The organism is Streptomyces sp. NPDC006879, from assembly GCF_042869595.1.
Classification (GTDB): Bacteria; Actinomycetota; Actinomycetes; order Streptomycetales; family Streptomycetaceae; genus Streptomyces.
Map to the genome: position 1 here is coordinate 1 of NZ_JBIAGC010000038.1, position 21,979 is coordinate 21,979.

At 70.3% G+C, this 21,979-nt stretch carries 16 protein-coding genes and 3 pseudogenes; 8 read left to right on the top strand and 11 right to left on the bottom strand.

The genetic code is table 11. From position 1 onward, the window contains the following. The 4 genes and pseudogenes from ACFYMC_RS23190 to ACFYMC_RS23205 form a co-directional block, all read left to right on the top strand. A pseudogene (locus tag ACFYMC_RS23190) lies at positions 1 to 446 on the top strand (transposase); the annotation flags it as partial. Beyond that, a complete protein-coding gene (locus ACFYMC_RS23195) occupies positions 443 to 1,675 on the top strand; it encodes a TniB family NTP-binding protein (protein WP_388528429.1) in 1,233 nt (410 codons plus the stop codon). The pseudogene ACFYMC_RS23190 and the gene ACFYMC_RS23195, both read left to right, overlap by 4 nt. Continuing rightward, positions 1,672 to 2,118 (top strand): annotated as a pseudogene (locus ACFYMC_RS23200) (TniQ family protein); the annotation flags it as partial. The gene ACFYMC_RS23195 and the pseudogene ACFYMC_RS23200, both read left to right, overlap by 4 nt. Positions 2,119 to 2,274: 156 nt before the next feature. Further along, complete coding sequence (locus ACFYMC_RS23205; RefSeq protein ID WP_388528525.1) at positions 2,275 to 3,471, top strand: hypothetical protein; 1,197 nt, start codon at positions 2,275 to 2,277, stop codon at positions 3,469 to 3,471. 35 nt (positions 3,472 to 3,506) lie between these two features. Here ACFYMC_RS23205 and ACFYMC_RS23210 read toward each other — a convergent pair. The 3 genes and pseudogenes from ACFYMC_RS23210 to ACFYMC_RS23220 form a co-directional block, all read right to left on the bottom strand. Then, positions 3,507 to 3,797, bottom strand: a pseudogene (locus ACFYMC_RS23210) (agmatine deiminase family protein); the annotation flags it as partial. A 341-nt stretch (positions 3,798 to 4,138) separates the two neighbouring features. Further along, positions 4,139 to 4,765 (bottom strand): TetR/AcrR family transcriptional regulator, encoded by a 627-nt coding sequence (locus ACFYMC_RS23215; RefSeq protein WP_388528431.1) that lies wholly within the window; start codon positions 4,763 to 4,765, stop codon positions 4,139 to 4,141. Positions 4,766 to 4,831: 66 nt separating this feature from the next. After that, the gene (locus ACFYMC_RS23220) at positions 4,832 to 5,509 is read right to left on the bottom strand and encodes a uracil-DNA glycosylase (RefSeq protein ID WP_388528433.1); all 678 of its coding nucleotides are present in this window, start codon (positions 5,507 to 5,509) and stop codon (positions 4,832 to 4,834) included. Between the two features lie 209 nt (positions 5,510 to 5,718). Here ACFYMC_RS23220 and ACFYMC_RS23225 point away from each other — a divergent pair, with 209 nt between their 5' ends. Then, complete coding sequence (locus ACFYMC_RS23225; protein WP_388528435.1) at positions 5,719 to 6,642, top strand: sirohydrochlorin chelatase; 924 nt, start codon at positions 5,719 to 5,721, stop codon at positions 6,640 to 6,642. Between the two features lie 339 nt (positions 6,643 to 6,981). On the opposite strand, the gene ACFYMC_RS23230 is transcribed toward ACFYMC_RS23225, so the two are convergent. Further along, complete coding sequence (locus ACFYMC_RS23230; RefSeq protein ID WP_388528437.1) at positions 6,982 to 8,061, bottom strand: lactonase family protein; 1,080 nt, start codon at positions 8,059 to 8,061, stop codon at positions 6,982 to 6,984. A 66-nt stretch (positions 8,062 to 8,127) separates the two neighbouring features. Further along, positions 8,128 to 9,270 (bottom strand): nitric oxide synthase oxygenase, encoded by a 1,143-nt coding sequence (locus ACFYMC_RS23235; RefSeq protein WP_388528439.1) that lies wholly within the window; start codon positions 9,268 to 9,270, stop codon positions 8,128 to 8,130. Between the two features lie 249 nt (positions 9,271 to 9,519). Here ACFYMC_RS23235 and ACFYMC_RS23240 point away from each other — a divergent pair, with 249 nt between their 5' ends. After that, positions 9,520 to 12,273 (top strand): DNRLRE domain-containing protein, encoded by a 2,754-nt coding sequence (locus ACFYMC_RS23240; RefSeq protein WP_388528441.1) that lies wholly within the window; start codon positions 9,520 to 9,522, stop codon positions 12,271 to 12,273. A 205-nt stretch (positions 12,274 to 12,478) separates the two neighbouring features. Here ACFYMC_RS23240 and ACFYMC_RS23245 read toward each other — a convergent pair whose 3' ends face one another. Next, entirely contained in the window at positions 12,479 to 13,972 is a 1,494-nt protein-coding gene (locus tag ACFYMC_RS23245) for an FUSC family protein (RefSeq protein WP_388528519.1), read from the bottom strand. Between the two features lie 550 nt (positions 13,973 to 14,522). Between ACFYMC_RS23245 and ACFYMC_RS23250 the strand changes: the two genes are divergently transcribed. Next, positions 14,523 to 15,968 carry a glycoside hydrolase family 16 protein gene (locus ACFYMC_RS23250; RefSeq protein WP_388528443.1) on the top strand — a complete coding sequence of 482 codons (1,446 nt, stop codon included), beginning with the start codon at positions 14,523 to 14,525 and terminating at the stop codon, positions 15,966 to 15,968. 71 nt (positions 15,969 to 16,039) lie between these two features. Beyond that, the gene (locus ACFYMC_RS23255; protein ID WP_388528444.1) at positions 16,040 to 17,074 is read left to right on the top strand and encodes a LacI family DNA-binding transcriptional regulator; all 1,035 of its coding nucleotides are present in this window, start codon (positions 16,040 to 16,042) and stop codon (positions 17,072 to 17,074) included. A gap of 113 nt (positions 17,075 to 17,187) precedes the next feature. Here ACFYMC_RS23255 and ACFYMC_RS23260 read toward each other — a convergent pair whose 3' ends face one another. The 5 genes from ACFYMC_RS23260 to ACFYMC_RS23280 are packed head-to-tail and all read right to left on the bottom strand — an operon-like array spanning position 17,188 to position 21,938. Next, the gene (locus ACFYMC_RS23260) at positions 17,188 to 17,880 is read right to left on the bottom strand and encodes an HAD family hydrolase (protein ID WP_388528446.1); all 693 of its coding nucleotides are present in this window, start codon (positions 17,878 to 17,880) and stop codon (positions 17,188 to 17,190) included. Continuing rightward, the gene (locus ACFYMC_RS23265; RefSeq protein ID WP_388528448.1) at positions 17,877 to 18,977 is read right to left on the bottom strand and encodes an ABC transporter ATP-binding protein; all 1,101 of its coding nucleotides are present in this window, start codon (positions 18,975 to 18,977) and stop codon (positions 17,877 to 17,879) included. Before ACFYMC_RS23265 ends, ACFYMC_RS23260 begins: the two co-directional genes overlap by 4 nt. After that, positions 18,977 to 19,888 carry an ABC transporter permease gene (locus ACFYMC_RS23270; protein WP_388528450.1) on the bottom strand — a complete coding sequence of 304 codons (912 nt, stop codon included), beginning with the start codon at positions 19,886 to 19,888 and terminating at the stop codon, positions 18,977 to 18,979. Before ACFYMC_RS23270 ends, ACFYMC_RS23265 begins: the two co-directional genes overlap by 1 nt. Beyond that, positions 19,876 to 20,772, bottom strand: a complete 897-nt coding sequence (locus ACFYMC_RS23275; protein ID WP_388528452.1) for an ABC transporter permease — start codon at positions 20,770 to 20,772, stop codon at positions 19,876 to 19,878. The genes ACFYMC_RS23270 and ACFYMC_RS23275 overlap by 13 nt, the downstream gene beginning before the upstream one ends. Further along, positions 20,772 to 21,938: an ABC transporter substrate-binding protein gene (locus ACFYMC_RS23280; protein ID WP_388528454.1), complete on the bottom strand. Its 1,167-nt coding sequence runs from the start codon at positions 21,936 to 21,938 to the stop codon at positions 20,772 to 20,774. Before ACFYMC_RS23280 ends, ACFYMC_RS23275 begins: the two co-directional genes overlap by 1 nt. Positions 21,939 to 21,979: the final 41 nt, after the last annotated feature.

Here is a 21,979-nt window from a genome sequence, read left to right on the forward strand (position 1 = left end):
TCTCGGACGCCCGGATCCAGCAAGTCCTGCGGGAGGCGGCCCGGCGCGGGCTGAAACCGCAGGACGACCGGGAACTGCTGCCGGTGCTACTAGACCTCCTGCACGCCAAGACCCCGGTCAGCGCCTGGCCGAGCCAGTGGACAAAGGCGGAACGGACCGAGCGGGCCCGCGAGCTCGCCCGCGCCCGGGCGGCGGCCGCGGACCGCCCGGCCGCGGCTGGAGGGCTCCACCTCCTGCCGGCCCCGGCCGCAACCGGGGACCTGGCCCGGCAGAACCGGCGGGCCATCGACGCCGACCGGCGCCGCCGCCGCGAGGAAGCCGTCACCGAACCCCTGGCTCCTCCACCGACGCTCGGCGAGGACCTGCACGCACGCAGCCTGTTCAGTCTGACGCCGGACCACGAAAACGACAGCCCCCACGGGCCGAAGGAAGGCGAGGTCTCATGAACGGCGAGGTCGCTCCGTTCGTGCTCCCCGGCCCACCGCTGGCCCGCAACACCCTGACCGGATGGGACACCTACCGGCGGACCCGCAAGAGCTTCACCGCGGCCCCCGTTCTCGACCGGGACGCCTGGCGGGCACTCAGCCGGCGCCACCGCCAGATCCATGACCTGCACCGGGCGGCGACCCACGCAAACCTGCCGGTGCTGTCAACGCCGATGAGCCGGGCCGTCAGCAAGCTGCTGACCAGCCGGATCGAAACGAACGCACTCAAGCAGCAACCCACCACCCGGGCCGGGGTGATGGTCACCGGGGGCGGCTACCAGGGCAAGACCGAGTCCGTCTGCGAGATCATCGCAACCTTCGAAGACCGCTGGCGCGACCTGCTCGGGCACGTCAACCCCGAAGCCCTGACCGGCACCCGCGACCTGCACGCCCCCGTCGCCTATGTCCAAACCCCGGTGACCGCCAAGCCCAAGAGCCTCTGCAAAGCGATCCTGGGCTTCTACGACGCGCCGGTCCACACCAAGATGGACCTTCCCGACCTGATCCGCCTGGTCGCCGACTGCCTGCACGACCACGGCACCAAGGTCCTCATCCTCGACGACATCACGCGTCTGCGCATGCACCGGGCGGACGACCAGGACACCCTCGACCTGATCCGGGCCTTCATGAGCATGCACGTCACCCTCGTCCTGGTCGGCGTCAACATCCACGCATCCGGCCTGCTACGCGAGGGCCTGCGCGACGCCGCCACCGGCCAGTGGACGCTGCCGCCGGCTTCCTCTCGCCGGGTCAACGGGCTGGAGGCCACCCAGACCGAGCGGCGCTTCGACCTGGTCGAACTCGGCCCTTTCCGCTACGACCGTCCAGCCAGCATCGCCGCCTGGGCCCGTCACTTGACCGGCGTCGAGAACTCGCTGCGTCTGCTCGACGCCTGCCCCGGCATGCTGAGCTCGGGCACGATGCCCGAGTACCTCTATGAACGCACCGGGGGCGTCGTCGGGCTCCTTGAACGGCTCGTCGAGGACGGCTGCCGCGAGGCCATGGACAGCGGGAAGGAGCACCTGACCGAGGCTCTCCTGGACACGATCGCCATCGATCTTGACGGTTCACCTGCCCGCGATGCCGCCGCCGGCGAGATTCCGCTCGTCCCCGCCAAGAAGAGGCCCCCCACCAAGCAAGGCCGGAACACGGTCTTCGACGACCGGGGACCAGCCGGGGAGACGGGATGAAGGGCACCACGGTCACGCCCCTGCCTCGGGGACTGGATCCCCTGCCCGGCGAATCTCTGCCCGGGTTCCTGCTCAGGCTGAGTTACCGCCTCGCAGTGCCCCCGGCCCACCTGATCCGCCGAACAGGGCTCAGCCAAGGGTCCACCTATGTCACTCCAGTCCTCGCCACCGCTCTGACGGCAGAACTGATCGACAACTTCTCCCTGGCCACACGGCTCTCCCCGGCGGAAATTGAGGCCCTCACTCTCCGCCCCCTCGCCTCTCACTTTCCGCCGGTTCGGCAAGCACTTCACAGGTCAGTGTTTCTACATTGGCTTTTCGGCAAGGCCGCCCGATACTGCCCGCGTTGCCTGGCAGGCGACACCTCCACCATTCAGCGACGCTTCGGGGGGACATGGCATGCGCTATGGCGCTTGCCGGACGTATTCCTCTGCGTCAAGCACCGGTGCTTTCTGGAGCACCTCTGCCCTGCATGCAGTCAGCCCATCACCGGAAATAAAAACCGACGTTTGATCTCGCGAAGCGCCAAGGCCGGGCTGCATCCAGCTCAGTGCCGAAACACTGTGGTATCCGCCTCGGGACCCTCTCGAGGACAATTCATGGCGATCTGCGGCGCACGACTCGATGAGTCAACACCCACACAAGACCAACCCAGCCGACAGCACCTCGACTTGCAAGGCCGGATTCTCGCAAAACTGGATCCTCGCCACCCAGCGGAACAGTCGGCCAACTACTTCACCGAACTCCATCTGCTCAGTTCGCTGATCATCGCGACCTGGCCGGCAGCCAACCTCAAGGCCCCCGACACGACGACTCTGGCCGCCGACCGGGTCCTGGCCCAACGCCGAATGGAAGAAGAAGCAAGCATCACGACTTTCGCCTCCCACCACCCTCCCGTCGACGCGCGGGCCTGCGCCGCGATCCTCTTGACCGCAGACACCATGCTCAGTTCTCCCGATATGGCCACCGCAGTTGCCCCGCTCATGCCGACTAATGAACCGGGCTATGGCCGGAAGGCGCAGCTCTACAACACGTGGGAAGCCGCCTTCAAAGGCGTCAGACAGGAATGCTCGCCGGAATTCCAACAGGCGGCGGACACAGTCCTCACCACATATCGCTGCACCGGCCAGAGAGGCCGGAGGCGCCCTCACCCGAAAGCGGGGTTCCTTCCCATGCACGTCCCCGCCTTCCTTCTGGACGATTGGGCAGACCGTCACCTCGCCGAGTTCCCGGTCATCAACCCGCGTGCTTTGCGCCGCTCATCTGCCGTTCTGCTCGTCCAGCGAGCCAAGGGCGGCTCAGCCGGCGAGGCTTCACAATTTCTCGGTATGAATCTCAGCGGCAAGCAGATCGGGGCAGTCCGATATCTCGTGAACCGTCTGCGCTCAGCTGGGCTCATCGACAAGTTCGACGCGGCGATCGACTGCCTGGCAGGAGAGCTCGAAAGAGCACCCTTGATCAACTACCAGCGACGACGAGAGGCCCTGCTCGGCTGGTCGATCTCCGTCGATACCTGGCATGAACTGCTCGAGCAGACGTCGATGTCCCGCGCGCGGCGGGACATCGCCAATGACGACGGCAGACGGATGTCCTCCTCCATCTACGTCTGGGCAGAGGTCACCAAAGGTGAGCAGCGATTCGCTCCCTTTCCACCGACGGCCACAAGGGACCAAGGCCGCCACTACCTCGTGCGCGGAGATGCCTACCCCGCCTTCGGGGCCCTGCGGCACACGCTCGACTCCTACGCAGACCGCCTAGCCACAGCGATCGACGCTGGCACTCAAGTGGACAGATAGCGCGCTCATCGGACAACTAGCACGCTCAGTCACAGTTGGGCGGCTGCCAGTTGCCCAGGGCTAGCCATCAGGACCACGTACTCGTATTCAGCGATGGCCCGGGCCACCCGGGCGATGTCCTCACGCACGTAGCGCAGGTCCGGACCCCATACGGATTCCAGTGCCGGCCAGGACATGAACGTACGGGCATGACTCTCCCATTCGGCCCCGAGCCTGCGGGTCGGCGCGGACCCGGTCGCCGGCCGTACGGTGCCGGTGCCGGAGGGGCGCGCGGCCGAAGAGGCACCTGATCCACAGGCCGCGGATCCGAAGGCGAGCATGCTCATGCCGGCAAGGGTGCGCAAGGCCTTGCGGCGTGGAGAGTTCAACACGGCTGACTCCAGAACTGGGCAGGGCGGGGCCCCCGGCACGGCGGCTGCCCTTCGAGGTGACGGCGGAGCGACCCACGAGCTCACGCTCCGAGATGGCGGGCCTCATGGCCCCACTGTGACACTGACTGGAAATTCAGTCAATCAGAAAGAATCGATCGTTCCACCCTCACACGTCGGCATGCAGTCACTCCCCACCAACGCCAAAAATGCCCTGATATACACCTATAAGGTGGGAGTCGAAGGCGCGAAACCCCCCGCCACCTTCGGTTTCGAAGGGCAGGGGGCTAAAAATTCAGTCAGCGACGTTCGAGGTGTTGCAGCTCCACGTCGATCGCCTCTCCCAGGAGGTTGCGCGCATGATCGAGTGGCAGAACACCACTGAGCCAGCGCCCACTCAGCCCCTCCACCAGAGCCGTGAGCCGCTCAGCAGCCGAGGCCAAAGCCGTGGGGGTCCCCAACGGCTGCACTCGGCCCAACAATTCGGCGATCTCCTGCACCCACACCAAACTCGCGCGCCGCAAGTCCTCCCGTAGATCGGGGTCGAAGATCGCACTGGCCCGCAGCTCCCCCCAGGCCGTGCTGTTCTCCCGCACCAGCGGCGCGTCCTGGAACTCCATGAGCAGCGCCCGCTCCAGCTCCCCGCGAGGGCCGAGCTGCGCCGCCTTAGGGTCGAGATCAGTCGTGTAATGGCCGGCCCGGTCGCTGATGAACTCCATCGTCTGGCGCAGGATGCCGGCCCGGTCCTTGAAGTGGTAGTAGATCAGCGCGGTGGACACGCGGGCCTCCGCGGCCAACTCCTCCACACGCAGCCCGCGCACTCCGCGACGGGCGATCACCCGAGCAGCCGCTTCCAGGATCGCCGCCCTACGATCGGCCACGTCTTCCTCCGCCCCTGTCCGTACCTCGCAGGGCCATCCTGCCATCCAAGGACTCAGGCTGATATTCCCATCAGTTTTACCCACGCACCAGGTCGGGCAGGACGGGCAACCTCAGGACAGCCGCCAGTCCACTGGCTGGGCCCCCTGGCGGACCAGGAGGTCGTTGGCCCGGCTGAAGGGCCGGGAGCCGAAGAAACCCCGGTCGGCGGACATCGGGGACGGATGGGCGGACTCGATGGCCGGGAAGTCCTCCAGGAACGGTCGCAGGTTGCGCGCGTCACGCCCCCAGAGCACGGAGACCAGCGGTTTCCCCCGTGCGGCCAGCGCCCGGATCGCCTGCTCGGTGACCTCTTCCCAGCCTTTGCCTCGGTGCGCACCCGGCTTCCTGGGGGCCGTGGTCAGCGCGCGGTTCAACAGGAGGACGCCCTGCCGGGTCCACGGCGTCAGATCGCCGTTGGAAGGACGCGCGATCCCCAGATCGCCGTGCAGCTCACGAAAGATGTTCTCCAGGCTGCCCGGCAGCGCCCGCACATCCGGCGCCACTGCGAAGCTCAGGCCGATGGCCATCCCGGGCGTGGGGTAGGGATCCTGCCCCACGATCAGCACCCGTACCTCGTCGAAAGGTTGCTGAAAGGCGCGCAGCACTTGCGCTCCGGCCGGTAGATAGGTGCGCCCGGCCGCGATCTCCGCGCGAAGGAAGTCACCCATCGCGGCGATGCGATGGGCGACCGGCGCCAGTGCGTCGGCCCATCCGGGCTCAACGAGTTCTCTCAACGGTAGAGCTGCCACGCCGCATCACTCTACTGGCGCAAGGGCCAGCCCCGCACCACTGGCCGAAACGGGCTCCCCACCGAACGTCAGCCCGCTGGAGAGCGGAGGCCCGTTTCGAACGGCCGGTCTGGTGGTGTCCGGGTGCGGCAGGAAAAATCAGGACAGAAAGCATCCGCCCGGGACCTGCCCGAACAGGAGGTCCGGGTGAGCCAGTAGCATGCGAAGCCATGAGCACCCCCACTGGCCCCGCGGGCCTGCCTGTACGAATGCCGCGTCCCCGCCAGCCCGGACGGCACCGGCGGCCGGAACCCGTGGTCGCCCCCGATGGTGCGCCCGCGCTGGTGCTCGCCGTGCCTGGTGCCCCGTCCACGACTGCGCGCACCATCGCGGAGGACGCCCTCAGCATCGCCCGTTCCGAGCTCCCGGGCCTCGACGCCCGGATCGGATATCTGGAGGGCGAGGACAGCGAGGGCGCCGAGTTCCCGACCCTCCAGGGCGTTCTCGCCCGAACCGCTGCGGAGCGCACCGCCAGAGCGGAGCTCGCCCGGGCTTCGGGCTCGGAGGTGAGCGAACCCGAGGGCCCGACGGCCGTCGTGGTTCCGCTGTTGGCCGGCCCTGACAGCGATCTGCTGCGCCGTACCCGCCAGGCCCTGATGGACAGCCAGGTGGTCGTCGAGCTCGCTGACGTGCTCGGCCCGCATCCACTGCTCGCCGAAGCCCTGCACGTCAGGTTGTCGGAGGCCGGGCTCGCGCGCGCGGACCGGGCCCGTCTGTTCACCGTCGCCACCGCCGCCGACGGCATCATCCTGGGCACCGTGGGCGGCCAGGAGGCCGTGCAGGCTGCCGGGATCACCGGCATGCTGCTCGCGGCCCGGCTGGCGGTACCGGTCATGGCTGCCGCACTCGACCAGGAGGGGTCCGTCACCTCCGTGGCCGCACAGCTCCGGGACGCCGGCTCGGTCCAGCTGGCGCTCGCCCCGTACGTCGTCGGCCCCGAGGTCAGCGAAGGGCTACTCGACACCGCCTGCAAGGAGGCCGACTGCGCCGCGGCCGAGCCGCTGGGTGACTACTCGGCGATCGGCAAGCTGGCCGTGGCCAAGTACACGGAGGCCTTGGGGATCAGCCCGCAGCCCGCGCCACCGGGGCACTGAACACGCGCACGGTGAAGGGCCCGTTTCCCTGGCGAAGGGTGGGCCCTTCCGCCTGCCCGGTCGGGCCCGCAACACCGGCGCCCCCGCCTCCTGTCCGGAACCGGTCCACATTGTCGATCGCCGGAGTCCGCCCGGGACGGGGCTCCTCCTCCCGGGCGGACCGCGGGAGAGTTCCCAAGGCCCGAGCCGCGATACCCGGCGGGCGCGCGACGACAGCTGCGGCGCCCCGCCGGTTTGTCGAATCGCCCGAACACACCCGGGTGTGCTGGCGCCCCTCCGCCTTGCGACGCATTGCATCTGACGCCGCACGCCGCCCCACCGGGTAGCGCGGGAGCGCCCTTAGCCGAAGACCACGCAGGTGGCGGCGGCCACCGGTACCGACCCTGCCAGCCGCGGAACTCCGGTCGTCAGGTCGAGGTCGAACCAGCTGACCTCACCGGAACGCTCGTGGGCCGCGTACAGCCACCGGCCCGTGGGGTCCAACTCCAGGTCCCGGGGCCAACTCCCGCCGCTGTCAACGGTGGAACGCAGCCGCGGCAGGTCCGGACCGTCGGCCAGGTCCAGGACGGCGATCTCATCGGTACCGCGCACGGCCACCCACAGGAAGCGGCCACCGGGATCCACCACCACGGCGGACGGATAGGCACGGGGTGGCCGGTCGGGGTCGTGACCCGGGAAACCGTGGCCGGCGACCGCCACTTCGGCGAGGACCTCCGCCCGGCCTTCGCGGGCGTTCCAGCGGCACACCGTCAGCGCCGGGTCCAACTCGCCCAGTACGTAGAAGTACTCTCCCGAGGGGTGGAAGGCGAGTTGTCTGGGGCCGCTGCCTGGCCGCATGCCGGTCTCGCCGTGCACGCGCAGTTCACCGCTGGCGGGGTCCAGGGCGAGGGTGCGCACCACGTCCGCCCCGAGGTCCACGCCCAACACCCAGGGGCCCTGCGGTGCGGGCACCACCTGATGGGCGTGCGGCCCGCGCTGCCGGTCCGGATCGGGGCCGCTGCCTTCGTGGCGCAGCACCCGCGCCCGCCCCTGTAGCCCGCCGTCGGCGCCGATCCGCAGGGTGGCCACCGTGCCGTCCGTGTACTGGGCGGTCACCAGGTGGCCCGCGGCCACGGCGAGGTGGGTGGGGCCGGCTCCGCCGAGGAGCCGGGGGGTGCCGAGCAGCCGCGGCGGGCCCGTCTCGTCCAGGGCGAAGGCGGCAGCAGCCCCGTGGCCCGTCTCACTCACCGCGTAGAGGGTTCCCCGGTCAGGGGCGACGGCCAGGTACGAGGGGTCGGTGGGAGACCCCACGCTGCCGGCCGTCGCCAGTGCTCCGGTGCTCATGTCGAGGTCGGCGACGGTCACTCCGGCGCCGCCCTCGGACGTGAACGATCCGATGTACGCCCGCCAGGGCCGATGGGAGTTCCTGTCGCTGTGCACGCCTCGCCCCTCTCCGCGGCCGGCTCCCGCCGGTCCGTGCCGTGATCGGAGCAGACGGTAGCAGGTCTAGACCAAAGGCTCCCCTCGGGCTCGGGCGTGGGCCTGGGGGTGGTGCACATATGCGGGACTGCGCTCGGTCTCGTCGTAGGTGCGGTGGAAGACGGGAGTCGTCGCTCCGGACATCGGCGGCACGATCCAGGACCAGTCGGCGCTCACCTCACGGCCCTTGCGCCGCTCCTGCTCCAAGTGGGCCATGAAGCGCCGGGCCTCGGTGTGGTGGTCGGCCATCGCGACGCCGCAGCGGTCGAAGGAGTGCAGGACCGCCCGGTTCAGTTCGACCAGCGCCCGGTCCTTCCACAGGGACCGCTCGCTTGCGGTGTCGAGACCCAACCGGCGGGCCACGGCGGGCAACAGGTCGTAGCGGTCCTCGTCCGCGAGGTTGCGGGCACCGATCTCCGTTCCCATGTACCACCCGTTGAAGGGCGCGGCTGGGTAGCAGACACCACCGATCTCCAGGCACATGTTGGAGATGGCGGGCACCGCGTGCCAGCGCAGGCCCCAGTCCTGCCAGCCGTCGCCCTCCGGATGCTCGATGGGCACTTCGAGGACGACCTCGGGGTCGCGCGGCAGCTCGAACCACCGCGGCTTGTCGTCACAACCCTGGACAACCAGCGGCAACAGGTCGAAGGCGGTACCCGGACCCCCGGGCCACCCGAGACGCAGGGCGGCCTCCGTCAGACCGGTGTTGCGGGGGTCGCCGACGATCCGCCTCCCCTGTGTCGCCGGGTATCCGGCGTAGCGGATCAGTTGCTCGTTCCAGATGCACGGGCCGGGCCGCTCGGGGGTGTCCGGAGCGAAGACCGTGATGGTGGGTCGGATTCGGCCACCGTTGGTCGCGGCCCGCAGATGGTCCGCGCAGGCGGCGGCGATCTCGTCGGCGCCGGTGAGATGCCGCATGTCACGCACCCGCAGCGAGTTCCAGTACAGACGCCCTATGCAGCGGTTGCTGTTGCGCCAGGCGACGCGGGCCCCGTGGACGAGTTCGGAGTCCGTGTGCCGGTAGGTGCCGGTCTCCGCCAACTCCTCGCGTACCGCGGCCAACCGCGGGCGCGGATCACCCTCATCCGGATTCTCCTGGTGATGGAGTCGGATGAACTCCTCGGCCGCCACTGCCTTGTGGGCGGCCGTCACGCACTGCGTCGTTTCCATTCCCGGCGGTTACCCCCTGTCCGGCCAGATCCACCCTGTAGCCGAGGGGTGAATGTGCGCGGGCGCGCCCCTGGCGCCCGCCGGATGCTAGTGCCGGGGTAGTGGTGGTTGTTCCGGATTTCTCGATACTGGTGATCAGTTTGACCGGAACCGCTCCCGGATCGGTCCGAGGAGGCCTATTGTGCGCCCGTACGCACCTCTGCCCTGTTCAGTTTCAGCCACCGATTCAGTCAATGCGTTGGGGGGCCCATGCGGAGATCAGCACACGGCGCGGTTCGTAGCTACCGGGGGGTGACGGGGGCGCTGGCGCTCTGCCTGGCCACTGCCGGGCTCGGGGCGGCCACCGCCCCACCGGCTTCCGCCATCACCCCACCGGTCGCGTTCACCGCAGACGAACTGCCCACCTGGCAGACCAACGGGGTGGTGTGGGCGCTGGCCGCCACCGGGGACACGGTGTTCGCCGGCGGTACCTTCTCGGCGTTGCGCCCTCCCGCCGGCACACCGGGTTCCGACCGCCCCGCGGTCAACTTCGCCTCCTTCGACGCCGCGACCGGAGCCCCCGGCTCCTGTTCGCTCTCCTTCACCGTGGGAAGCGGCACCGCGACGGTACGGGCCCTGGCCCTCTCCCCGGACCACAAGACGCTCTACGCCGGCGGATACTTCGGCGCGGTCAACGGCATGCCGGTCAGCAGCATGACTGCGATCGACGTGCCAACCTGCCAGCCCAAGTCCGACTTCCGGCCGAGTTTCCCAGCGACCGTGCGCGCTCTGGCCGTCACCGCGGACACCGTGTACGCGGCCGGTGACTTCCCCACCGTCGCGGGACAGACCCGCCAGCGCTTCGCCGCGGTCAACGCCGCCAACGGCGCCTTGCTGCCGTTCACCGCGAACGCCGACGAACCGGGCCGCGCTGTCGAGGTCACACCGGACGGCGGGCACGTGCTCCTCGGCGGGGACTTCTTCACCGTCAACGGAGTCCAGTCCCACGCCCTGGCGGTGGTGGACGCCACCAGCGGCGCCCTCGCCAAGAGCTACACCAGTGGTTTCATCCCGACCAACTCGGTGGTCAAGGACATCGCCACCGACGAAACCGGCTTCTACACGGCCAACGAGGGAACCGGTGGTGGCGTCTTCGACGGCCGCATCGCACTCGATCTGGACGACTTCAACCAGCGGTGGCGGGACACCTGTCTGGGCGCCACCCAGGCCGTCCTGCCCTACCGGCAGGTGCTCTACAGCGCCTCGCACGCACACGACTGCTCCAGCGTCGGCGAGTTCCCCGACGGCCGCCGACGCCACCTGCTGGCCCAGCCGGTGACCAGCACCGGGAAACTCGGCTGGTTCCCCGACACCAATGACGGGATCGGCGAAGGGATCGGCCCACGGGTGATGACCGTCGGCTCCAAGACGGGCATCGACTACCTCTGGGTCGGCGGCGAGTTCACCACGGTCAACGGTGGCCCCCAACAGGGCCTGACGCGCTTCGCCTCCACCGGGGACACCGGTGCGCCCACCGTGCCGTCGGCCAGTGCGGAGGCCTTCCAGCCGGGCGAGGTCCAGGTCCGCTGGCGCACCAGCTACGACCTGGACGACAGCCTGCTGACGTACCGGATCTACCGCAACGGATCGGCCACCCCGATCGGCACCGTCCAGGCCGATTCCCTGGAGTTCCTGCGCCCTCAGGCCTCCTGGGTGGACACCAGTGCCGCCGCCGGCCAGACCTACACCTATCGGGTGACGGCATCCGACGCCGCGGGCAACACCAGCGCCTTGTCCGCCACCTCGACGGTCCCGGTACCGACCTCGGCCCATTCCTATCCGGTCCGGGTCCGTGCGGACGGCGCCGAGCAGTACTGGCGCTATGACGACGCGGTGAGGCCCTTCGTGGCCGACTCCTCGGCCGGGAACCACAACGGCAACCACCTCGGATCGGTGGGGCTGCGGCAGAGCCCGGGCGCCGTGACCGGGACCAGCACGGCGATCTCCCTGAACGGAGCCGACCAGCAGGTCTACGGGGAGCACCGGACGACGGTGGGGGCCACGTACTCGCTGGAGACCTGGTTCCGCACCGACACCACGCGGGGCGGAAAGCTGCTGGGCCTCGGCAACAACACCGTGCGCAACAGCAGCCGCTACGACAAGCACCTGTACATGACGAACGACGGCCGTCTCGTCTTCGGCGTCTACACGGGAGCCACCCGGACCGTGACCACGGCCGGCAGCTACAACGACAACCAGTGGCACCACGTGGTGGCCACCCAGGGCCCGTCCGGGATGGTGCTGTACGTGGACGGGCAGAGCCGGGGCACCCTCGGTGTCACCACCCACGAGGACTTCGCGGGCTACTGGCACGTGGGTGGGGACAACCTCAACGGCTGGCCCAACCGGCCCACCAGCAACTCCTTCGCGGGGCAGATCGACGAAACCGCCGTGTACCCGAGCGTCCTCAGTCAGGCCCAGGTCAGCCAGCACTTCGCGCTGGCCAGCGCCCCGGCGGACACCGTAGTGACCCTTGCCGCCACCGAGGACACCTACGCCAACCAGGGTGCTCCGAGCTCCAACTTCGGCAGCTCAAGCTCGCTGGCCGTCCGCAACAGCCCGCTCTACCAGAGCTACCTCCGCTTCAGCCTGCCGCAGGCACCCGCCGGCACAGTCCTGAAATCGGCTTCGTTGCGGATCAAGACCACCACCATGAGCGGTTCGGGCAGCGCCGACACCCTCACGGTGCGGCCGGTGACCGGGACCTGGACGGAAACAGGGACGACGTACAACGACCGGCCCGCGGTCAGCAGCACCGTGCTGGGGTCGTTGACAGCGATCGCTGAGGGATCGGCCGTGCACACCGTGGCCCTGGACGCCGCGGGGCTCGCGCCGGCGCTCGGCGAGGAGGACTACAGCCTGGCCCTGACCGGTAGCGGCTCGGACTCGCTGTGGTTGTGGTCCTCCGAGGCCACGGCCCCACAGGGGCCCCCGCAGCTGACGCTCACCTTCGGCGCGCCGTGAGGTGATCCCGTGCGGGAAGCGGGGGGGGGGGGGGGGGGGGGGGGGGGGGGGGGCCCCCCGCCCCCCCCCCCGCCCCCCGGCCGCCCCCCCCCGCCGGCGGGCGCCCGCGGGGGGGGGGGGGGGCGGGGGGGGGGGGGGGCGCCCGCCGCCCCCCGCCCCCCCCCCCCCCCCCCCCCCCCCCCCCCCCCGGGCGGGCCCGGTCGCATCAGCCCGTCAGCGGACTGCGTGGGTCGCTGCGCAGCGGGCTCGCGAGGTCGACCAGCGCACGTTCCAGTCCGTGCAGATGGGCCAGGGCAGGGGCTCCTGGTACCGGGCAGGCCTCGGCTCGGGGGGCGGGGTCCTGGGCGAGTTCCGCCTCCCCCGCCGTGAGGGCCTTCACCGCGGCCTCCACCCGCCAGGAGGCCGCGGCCAACCGGGCGTCGTGCGAAGCCTGCGCGTCCGCGGCGACGGCCGAGAGTCCGCGGACCTCGCGGGCACAGTCGTCGAGCAGTGCGATCACCTGACGGGCCCGGGCTTTGCGTGCCGGGAAGGGGCTGAGCGGGTGCACCAGAGGTGCGAGGGCCATCCGCACCCGACCGAGCAGTACCTCCAGTTCCGCGGCGTGCGGGGTCGGGTCGGACTCGGCTTCGCCGGCGAGCCTGCGGTGGGTTGCGGAGGTGGCTTCGCGAACCCGGTACAGGGCCTGCTGGATCCAGGCGTCGTTGGTGCTGTGCGTGGTGACGGGCAGCACCAGCACCACCGCCAGCGCGGCGCTGGCGGCCCCCACCGTCGTCTCGGCAAGGCGCAGCACGAGCAGTTGCGGATCCAGGACCCCGAGGAGTCCGTAGAGCAGCCCGGCCATGACGGTGACGGCGAGCGTCATCCAGGAGTAGGAGACGGCCGCCGTGTAGAAGATCCCGAACACGCACACGGCCACCAGAAACGCGGTCGGGACGGCGGAACCGTGCAGGGGCAGGGCAACGAGCAGGCCGACGACGATGCCGATCAGGGTGCCGAGGACCCGTCGAAATCCACGGACGAGGGTCTCACCGCGGGACACGGTGTTCACGAAGATCCACCAGGCGGTGCCCACCGCCCAGTACCAGCGGTCCTCGGAGAGCCCCTGCCCGATGGCCAGGGCCACCGCGCAAGCGACCGTCGCTTGGACCGCCTGGCGGGTCGTGGGCCGGGCGAGACCGGTGCCGGGGAGTAGCAGGGGTGCCGGTGCCGGTGGATTGTGGCGTTCGATCGGCCAGAGCAGAAAGCGCACCGCCGCGGCGGCGGCCAGCGCGATGGCCACCGCGCCGTAGAGCTCGGGCAACTGGGCCGGGACCGCCTGGAGGAACTGGGTGATGAAGAAGTTCATGAAGCCGAAGATCCCCAGCGCGTGTCCGCGAGGTCCCCAGCGGCGGGCGTAGACCCCGCAGAAGACGACGGCGAGGAAGGCCGCGTCCCGGCCGAGCGGCACCGCGTGCAGTGAGGTGGCGAGGGCGAGTACCGGGAACCCGACGGCGGGTAGCAGGGCGGTGGTGATCCGTTGGCCGCTCACGGAGGCGTCCGTGACGGTGAAGAGGGCCAGCAGGGCCGCGAGGCCCCCGGTGATCGACGCGGTGAGCGAGAGCCCCGCGAGTTCGGCGAGGGCGACGGCGAGCCCGACGCCGAGTACCGCGCGCAGCGCGTTCCTGAGCCTGAGGCGCCCCGGGTCCGGAGCCACGAACATCCTCTTCACGGCGGTGTGCCGCCCCCTTTTGCGCAGGACCGCCAGCCCGCGCACCGCCCGGGGTGGTGGGCGGTCGACGACGGGCACGGCGAAGGCGCCGCGGTCCGGGATCGGCCTCGTCGCCCTCCCGGCGCTGCGCGGCGCCGCAAGTACATGGATAGGACACAGATAATCATCTGAAGCCCGCTGGCTCAACACGGACCGGAAAAACTGGTCCATTGGCTTAGAAATCGCACCGGACATTCGACATATGGGGGCCATCTGGCCATGCGCGCAGCGCATCGGAACGCGAGGCGGGGACGGAGGACGGGTGCTTCGACCTCCACCGCCTCGGAGCGGGGACCGGGCCGTGCCCGAGACGCCCCACCCTCGACCGGCGGCGCGCCGCCTCACCGCTCCATCACGTTCAGGAAGCGTAGCCACCAATACCCGTCAGATTGATTGGCGTTCACCTCTTGTCGGCGTGAGCCCGCAGGAGCACAGTAGCGGCGCACGAACGTGTGAGAGCGCTCTCACACCACGCACTTCCCCTGCCCTAGACGAGGTGCCCATGAGTGCAACCAGATCCAGATCAGTCCGCCTACCCGCCCCTGGCCCCGCGCGTCGCGCCGCCCTCGGGCTGCTGACCGCCCTGCTCACCGCAGCGGCAGGCCTCGGCGCGGTGTCACTACCCGCCCGGGCCTCCGCCCCACCGCCCGCAGCCGGCTGGACCACCGTGTTCTCCGAAGAGTTCGACGGACCTGCCGGCAGCGGGGTCGACACGACCCACTGGCAGTACACGACCGGGACGAGCTACCCGGGCGGACCGGCCCGCTTCGGTACCGGCGAGATCGAGACCATGACGGCCGATCCCGCGAACGTCTCGCTCGACGGCGCCGGGAACCTCCGCATCACCCCACTGCGGGACGCGGCGGGCAACTGGACCTCCGGCCGGATCGAGACCCGACGGGGAGACTTCCAGCCACCCGTCGGGGGGAAGCTGCGCGTCGAGGCGCGCATTCAGATGCCAAACGTGACGGGAGCCGGGGCCAAGGGCTACTGGCCCGCCTTCTGGATGCTCGGCACCCCCTACCGGGGCAACTGGTGGAACTGGCCCGGCATCGGCGAGCTGGACATCATGGAGAACGTCCAGGGCATCAACCAGGTGTGGACGACGATGCACTGCGGCACGAGCCCCGGCGGCCCCTGCAACGAAACCTCCGGCATCGGTGGCCAGCGGGCCTGCTCCCCCCTCTCGTGCCAGGCGGGCTTCCACACCTATGCGGTCGAATGGGACCGCGGCGCCGTCCCCCAGGAGATGCGCTTCTCGCTGGACGAAAGCGTGTTCCACACCGTCCGACAGACTCAGGTGGACCCGGCCACCTGGGCCAGCGCCACCGAGCACGGCTACTTCCTGATCCTGAACGTGGCCATGGGCGGCGGATTCCCCGACGCCTTCGGCGGCGGGCCGGACGCCGGCACGCTCCCGGGGCGCCCGATGGTCGTCGACTACGTGCGCGTCCTCCAGAGCGGCCCGGGCAGCAGCACGCCACCGCCCACCCCTGCGCCCTCCCCCTCGCCTCCGACCACCGCACCGCCCGGCAGCCGCGATGCCTACGGCACCCTCCAGGCGGAGTCCTACGACGGCCAGTGGGGGGTCGTCAAGGAATCCACCTCCGACACCGGAGGTGGTGAGCACCTCGCCGCCCTGGCCAACGGCGATGGGACGCTCTACCGCGCAGTTGACTTCGGCTCCACCGCCGCCCGCCAGTTCTACGGACGGGTGGCCAGCGGCGCGGCCGGCGGGGTGAGTGGACTGGTCGAGGTACGGCTCGACAGCAGGACGTCCACGCCCGTCGGAAGCTTCGCCGTGGCGAGCACCGGCGGCTGGCAGAGCTGGCGCACCGTGCCGGCCAACATCACGCCGGTCACGGGGGTCCACGACGTGTACCTCACCTTCACCAGCGGCCAGAGCGCCGACTTCGTCAACCTGAACTGGTTCGGCTTCGGGCACTGACGACCGGCGCCGGATCCGGCCACGCACCTGCCCCCTCGGCTTCGGCCGGTGCGTGGCCTACCCTCCCTTTCATGGCACAGGAGACCGCCGGCCGCCCCACCCTGGAGGCCGTCGCCGCACACGCCGGGGTGTCCCGGGCCACCGTCTCCCGCGTCGTCAACGGCGGCGCCGGCGTCACGGGGCCGTTGGCGGATCGAGTGAGGGCCGCCGTGGCCGAGTTGGGATACGTCCCCAACCCTGCGGCCCGCACCCTCGTCACGCGCCGCACGGGGGCCGTCGCCGTGATCATCACCGAACCGGGCACACGCGTCTTCGCGGACCCGTTCTTCCTGCGGCAGCTGCGCGGGATCGAGAAGGCGCTCGGCGAACAGGACCAGCAGCTCGTGCTGATGCTCCAGGACGGGCCCGAGGATCACGACCGAATCGCCCGCTACCTGGCGGGGGGCCATGTGGACGGAGTGCTGGCCTTCTCCCTCCACACCGACGACCCGCTTCCGGCGACCATCGCACGCCTTGGCCTGCCCGTCGTGTACGGCGGGCGCCCTGGCTGGAGCGGGGCGGACGTGCTCTTCGTCGATGCGGACAACCGCGGCGGAGCCCGTTCGGCGCTACGGCACCTGCGAGCCCTGGGCCGTAGCCGGATCGCCCACATCGCCGGACCGCACGACCAGACCTCGGCCGCCGACCGCCTAGCCGGCTACCGCGACCTCCTACCGCCGAACGCGCCTGAGCTGGTGGTCGAAGGGGACTTCACGGCACTCTCCGGGCGCCGAGCCATGGATGAGCTCCTGCGCCTCGCACCGGATTTGGATGGTGTCTTCGTAGCCAACGACCTCATGGCCTCCGGAGCCCTGGCCGCGCTGCGCGCACGGCGCCTTCGAGTGCCGGGGGACGTCGCCGTGGTCGGCTTCGACGACGTCCAGACAGTGGCGGAGTCCACCGACCCGCCACTCACGACGGTCCGCCAGGACATCGAGGGCATGGGCCGTCTGATGGCCCACCTCCTCCTCGGCCTCCTCGGCGCCGGTCCAGGGGGGCTGCCCGTGCGTGCTGGTGGGTCCCCGGTCGTCACCCGCACCGAGGTGGTCCGTCGGGGGTCCGCCTGACCCGGCTCGGGTCGAGGCTTCCCGCCGAGTCGCGGGGCGCCGCCAGGCGAAGGCACCCCGAGTCCCATCGACCCGTGCCGGTGCCAGCGCCCACGGCTGTGCTCTGGAAGGGGTCAGCCCCCGGCGACGGCACCGGCCTCGTGGGAGCCGAAGTACCCCGCAAGGCACCGTCGCAGGGTGGAGGGATCCACCTGCGCGAGGCTCTTGGCGAACACCCGCCCCGGTCCCGCCGGAACCTCCAGCAGGGACGGCACCACGAGCACCGTGCAGCCGGCGGCAGCAGCCGAAGCGGCCCCGTCCGGCGAGTCCTCGACGGCCACGCAGGCCGCCGTGGTCACACCCAGTCGGTGTGCTGCCGCACGGTAGGGATCGGGCTGCGGCTTGGTGCGCGGGGTGTCCTCGGCGGCCAGGGTGAACTCGAAGGGCACATGTGCCAGCGCGCCACCCACCACACTGTCCACGACGACCCTCGGCGAGGCGCTGACCAGCGCGATGGGCACCCCCTCACCTTCGAGCGCCGACAGCAGCTGCTGCGCTCCCGGGCGCAGAGGCGCCCCGGCCTCCACCCGGGTGAAGAAGGCCGCGGTGAGGTCGGCGGCCACGGCTCGTGGGTCGCCGCCCCCGAGGGCGGCGACCAGGTGGGCCGCGGTGTCTTCGACGGCGCGCCCCACCACCTCGCCGGCATCGGCCTGTGTCAGCCGGTACCCCAGCGACGAAGCGATCTCCTCGGTGGCCTGCCACCACAGCACTTCGGTGTCGACCAGGGTGCCGTCCATGTCGAACAGGACGGCCGCGAGCTCGTTCATGCGCTCTTCCTCGCCACGACGAGGACCGGGCGTGGCGCAAGCCCCACTGCTGCCCGGGTGCCCGGGGTCAGTTCCCCCGCGTCGCGGGAGGGCAGGTCAGCTTTGACGGCGGAGCCGTCGGCGAGGTCGAGGTGAAGCCGGGTCACGGCACCGAAGAAGGAGGCCGAGACGACGGTGGCCGTCCCGCTGGGGTCGGCGGTGGCGGTGACGTTCTCCGGGCGCACCAGCACCTCCACGTCTCCCGTCGTGGGAGCGGGTCCGTCGACCGGCAGCTGCGCACCGGCCACCTCCACCGTTGCGGCGTCCGGGTCGGCGATTCGGCCGGGGAGCCGGTTCATGGTGCCGACGAACTCGGCCACGAAGGCCGTGGCGGGACGCTCGTACAACTCGGCGGGGGCGGCGCACTGCTCCAACTTCCCGGCGTTGAGCACGGCCACCCGATCGGCCATCGACAGGGCTTCTTCCTGGTCGTGCGTCACGAAGATCGTGGTGATGCCGAGCGAGAGCTGTAGTCGCCGGATCTCCTCGCGCAGGTTGGTGCGCACCTTGGCGTCGAGGGCGGAGAGCGGCTCGTCGAGGAGGAGGACCCGTGGCTGCAGTGCCAGTGCCCGGGCGAGCGCGACCCGCTGTTGCTGTCCGCCCGACATCTGGTGCGGATAGCGCCCGCCGTGATCCGGCAGGCCCACCAGGTCGAGGAGTTCACCGGCGCGCTCGCGACGCTGGGCCGCGGGCACCTTGCGCACCCGCAGGCCGAACGCGACGTTGTCGCGGGCGCTGAGGTTGGGAAAGAGGCTGTACGACTGGAAGACCATGCCCGCGTCACGGCGATTCGCCGGTACCCGGGTGATGTCCTGGCCGTCCACCAACACTTCGCCGGAATCGGGCTGCTCGAAGCCGGCGATCACGCGCAGTGCGGTGGTCTTGCCGCAGCCCGAGGGGCCGAGCAGGGCGATGAGCTCCCCGGGCTCGACGGTGAGGTCGAGTCCGTCGAGGGCGACGGTGGAGCCGAAGGACCTACGCAGTCCACGGAACTCGACGCGTGCGCCGGCCGGCTGCGACTGCTCCGGCTTCCTGGCCGCGGGCACGGTGGAGGACATCAAGACGTGGTCTCCTTGCGGGAGGGAAGGGAAGCGGTGGGGGTACTGGAAGCGGTCCCGGCCCGGGAGAGCAGGAGCAGCAGCATCCAGGTGATCAGCAGGCTGAGGATGGACACGGCCACCGACATGCGGGCCTGGGCACCGGAGATGGACACGATCCAGACCGCGAAGGGTTGGTAGCCGAGCAGCGAGGCGATGGTGAACTCGCCGAGGACGAGGGCCAAGGTGAGGAAGGAGGCGCCGGCCAACGAGGTCCGAAGGTTCGGCAGGAGTACCCGGAAGACCACCGTGAGCCAGCTAGCGCCGCAGCTGCGGGCGGCCTCGACCAGGGTGGGCACGTCCACGGCACGGAGCCCGGCGTCCAAGGAGCGGTAGACGAAGGGGAGCGCGAGGACGGTGTAGGCGAGGACCAGGACGAGGGGGAAGTCCTCGTCCTGTACCGCGAGGAAGGTCTGGTACAGGGGGGTCCGCGACAGGTGTTCCGGCCCCCAGCGCAGGACCGTGGTGATGCCGGTGACCAGGGCGATGGGCGGCACGACCAACGGCAACATGCACATCACCTCCACCACGGGCCGCAGCCGTGGTGAGCCCACGCGCACGGCCACCAGGGCCGGCACCGCGAGCAGCAGCGACAGCCCGATGGTGGCAGCCGCCAGGCCCAGCGAGAGCAGCAGGCTCTCGGTGAATCCCTCGGCGGAGAGCAGCTCGGTGTACGCCTCGAAGGACACTCCCTGGTCTGGGACGTGGACGGTGAAGACGAAGGAGGCGAGCAACGGGAGCGCGAAGTAGGCGCCTGCCAGGGCGAGTACGAGGCCCCGCCAGATGCGGGGACGGCGCCGGCCCGGAGTCCGCTCTGGGCCGGCCTCGAACACATGTTGCGTGTCCGGGGCGGTGGAGGTCATCGCAGCCATCGGGCGCTCCGTCGCTGGAGGGGCAGGTAGACCGCCATGACCAGGCCGGCGATCAGGATCATGTCGAGCCCGAGGGCGAGTGCCACGTTCTCCTGGCCGATCAACACGTTACCGGAGAGCGCATCGGCGATCTTCAGGGTGACCAACGGCACCGACCCTCCGACCAGCGCGGCAGCGGTGGCGTGTGCGGCGAATGCGGTGCCGAAGAGCAGCACGAAGCCGCCGAGCAGCGAGGGCGTGAGCACGGGGAGCCCGATGTGCCGCCAGAACTGCCAGTTACTGGCTCCACTGTTCGAGGCGGCTTCACGCCACTGCGGGCGCAGCCCGTCCAGCGCGGGGATGATCACCAGGACCATGAGCGGAATGAGGAAGTACAGGTACACCACGGTGAGCCCGGTGAAGGAGTAGAGACTCCAGCCCAGGCCGGAGAGGTTGGCGAGTTCGGTTACCACTCCGGAGACTCCGACGGTGGCGATGAACGCGAAGGCCAGCGGCACTCCGCCGAAGTTGGCGAGCACGCCGGACGCGGTCAGGGTGGCGTTGCGCAGGGCCTGGGAACGCGAGGTGACGACCGCCTGGGCGATGAGCACGCCGACCACACCGCCGATGAGGGCGGTGAGAGCGGAGAGTTGGACGCTGCCCAGGAGCGAACCCAGGTAGGGACCCTGCAAGGAACGCTGAAGGTGTTCGCCGGTGATCTCGGTGCCGCCGCTCGCGGAGTCGGTGCGGGTGACCGCGCCGAAGGCGATGGCCGCGAGCGGCACCCCGAAGCACAGCCCGGTGAAGGCGAGCAGGGGAACGGTGGCGAGCCAGGTGCGCGGGCCGTGCCGCCGGCGGCGGGTGCCGCCGGCGGTGCCCGGGTGGGGGGTGGAGGAGGTGGGCATCAGGAGACGGCCTTGTCCCACTTCTCGGCGAGAGTGGCCTTGGCCTGGTCGAGTTCGGCCGAGGCGGGGAAGGAGGGTGTGCCTGCCACCTTGGGGAGCTTGGCCACGAAGTTCTGGTCCACGGTGCCGTCTTCGGTCATCGAGGGCAGCAGCACCGGCCGGGCGTAGCCCTTGAGCCAGAGGTTCTGGCCCTCGGGGCTGTAGAGGTACTCCATCCACAGGCGGGCGGCGGCCGGATGCGGGGCGTCCTTGTTGACGGCCTGGGAGTAGAACTGGGCGTACACGCCGTCGCTGGGGATGGCGACCTTCCAGTCCACGCCCTTGCTCTTGAACTGGTCGGCGTAGCCGGCGTTGAGGTAGTCCCAGTCGATGCTGATGGGCGTCTCGCCCTTTTCGACCGTGGCGGGGGTGGACTCGACGGGGATGAAGTTACCGCTCTTCTTCAGCTTGCCGAAGAAGTCGATGCCGGGCTGGATGTCGGCGAAGGAGCCCTTGTTGGCGAGCGCCGCCGCGTACACGCCGCCGAAGGCGGAGCCGGACTTGGTCGGGTTGCCGTTGAGGGCGACCTTGCCCTTGTACTCGGGCTTGAGTAGGTCGGCGAAGGTCTGCGGGCAGTTCTTGATGCGCTTGGCGTCGCATCCGATGGAGACGTAGCCGCCGTAGTCGTTGTACCAGCGGGCGTCCGCGTCCTTCTGGGCGGCGGGGATCTTGTCCCAGGCCGTCACCTTGTACGGGGCGAACAGGCCCTCCTCAGCTCCGCTGCGGGCGAAGGCGATGCCGAGGTCGAGGACGTCGGGGGCGCGGTCCTGGCCCTTGCGGGACTTCACCGCGGCGATCTCGTCGGAGCTGGAGGCGTCCGGGTTCTCGCTCTTGATCTTGATCTTGTACTTGGCCTCGAAGGCCTTGATGACCTCGCCGTAGTTGGCCCAGTCCGGCGGCAGGGCGATGACATGCAGTTCGCCCTCCTTCTCCGCCTGCTTCACCAGCGCCTCAAGTCCGCCGAAGTCGGCCGCGGAGGTGGCCACGTTCGCCTTCACCGCGACACCCGCGCCCTTTCCGCCGGCCTGGTCGGCGGGCTCCTCGGGGGCGGCACCGCAGGCGGTGAGGGTGGCGAGTACGGCGGCACCGAGCAGTGCGGCTGCACCGCGGGCAGGGGTACTGAGCACGGTCTCTCCCAGAGACGAAGGGGTTTACTTGTCTGAACAAG

Bases quoted from the DNA above. Each gene is read 5' to 3' on its own strand.
- ACFYMC_RS23195 (WP_388528429.1), top strand. From the start codon at position 443: ATGAACGGCGAGGTCGCTCCGTTCGTGCTCCCCGGCCCACCGCTGGCC.
- ACFYMC_RS23205 (WP_388528525.1), top strand. From the start codon at position 2,275: ATGGCGATCTGCGGCGCACGACTCGATGAGTCAACACCCACACAAGAC.
- ACFYMC_RS23215 (WP_388528431.1), bottom strand. From the start codon at position 4,765: ATGGCAGGATGGCCCTGCGAGGTACGGACAGGGGCGGAGGAAGACGTG.
- ACFYMC_RS23225 (WP_388528435.1), top strand. From the start codon at position 5,719: ATGAGCACCCCCACTGGCCCCGCGGGCCTGCCTGTACGAATGCCGCGT.
- ACFYMC_RS23235 (WP_388528439.1), bottom strand. From the start codon at position 9,270: ATGGAAACGACGCAGTGCGTGACGGCCGCCCACAAGGCAGTGGCGGCC.
- ACFYMC_RS23240 (WP_388528441.1), top strand. From the start codon at position 9,520: ATGCGGAGATCAGCACACGGCGCGGTTCGTAGCTACCGGGGGGTGACG.
- ACFYMC_RS23245 (WP_388528519.1), bottom strand. From the start codon at position 13,972: ATGTTCGTGGCTCCGGACCCGGGGCGCCTCAGGCTCAGGAACGCGCTG.
- ACFYMC_RS23250 (WP_388528443.1), top strand. From the start codon at position 14,523: ATGAGTGCAACCAGATCCAGATCAGTCCGCCTACCCGCCCCTGGCCCC.
- ACFYMC_RS23255 (WP_388528444.1), top strand. From the start codon at position 16,040: ATGGCACAGGAGACCGCCGGCCGCCCCACCCTGGAGGCCGTCGCCGCA.
- ACFYMC_RS23260 (WP_388528446.1), bottom strand. From the start codon at position 17,880: ATGAACGAGCTCGCGGCCGTCCTGTTCGACATGGACGGCACCCTGGTC.
- ACFYMC_RS23265 (WP_388528448.1), bottom strand. From the start codon at position 18,977: ATGTCCTCCACCGTGCCCGCGGCCAGGAAGCCGGAGCAGTCGCAGCCG.
- ACFYMC_RS23270 (WP_388528450.1), bottom strand. From the start codon at position 19,888: ATGGCTGCGATGACCTCCACCGCCCCGGACACGCAACATGTGTTCGAG.
- ACFYMC_RS23275 (WP_388528452.1), bottom strand. From the start codon at position 20,772: ATGCCCACCTCCTCCACCCCCCACCCGGGCACCGCCGGCGGCACCCGC.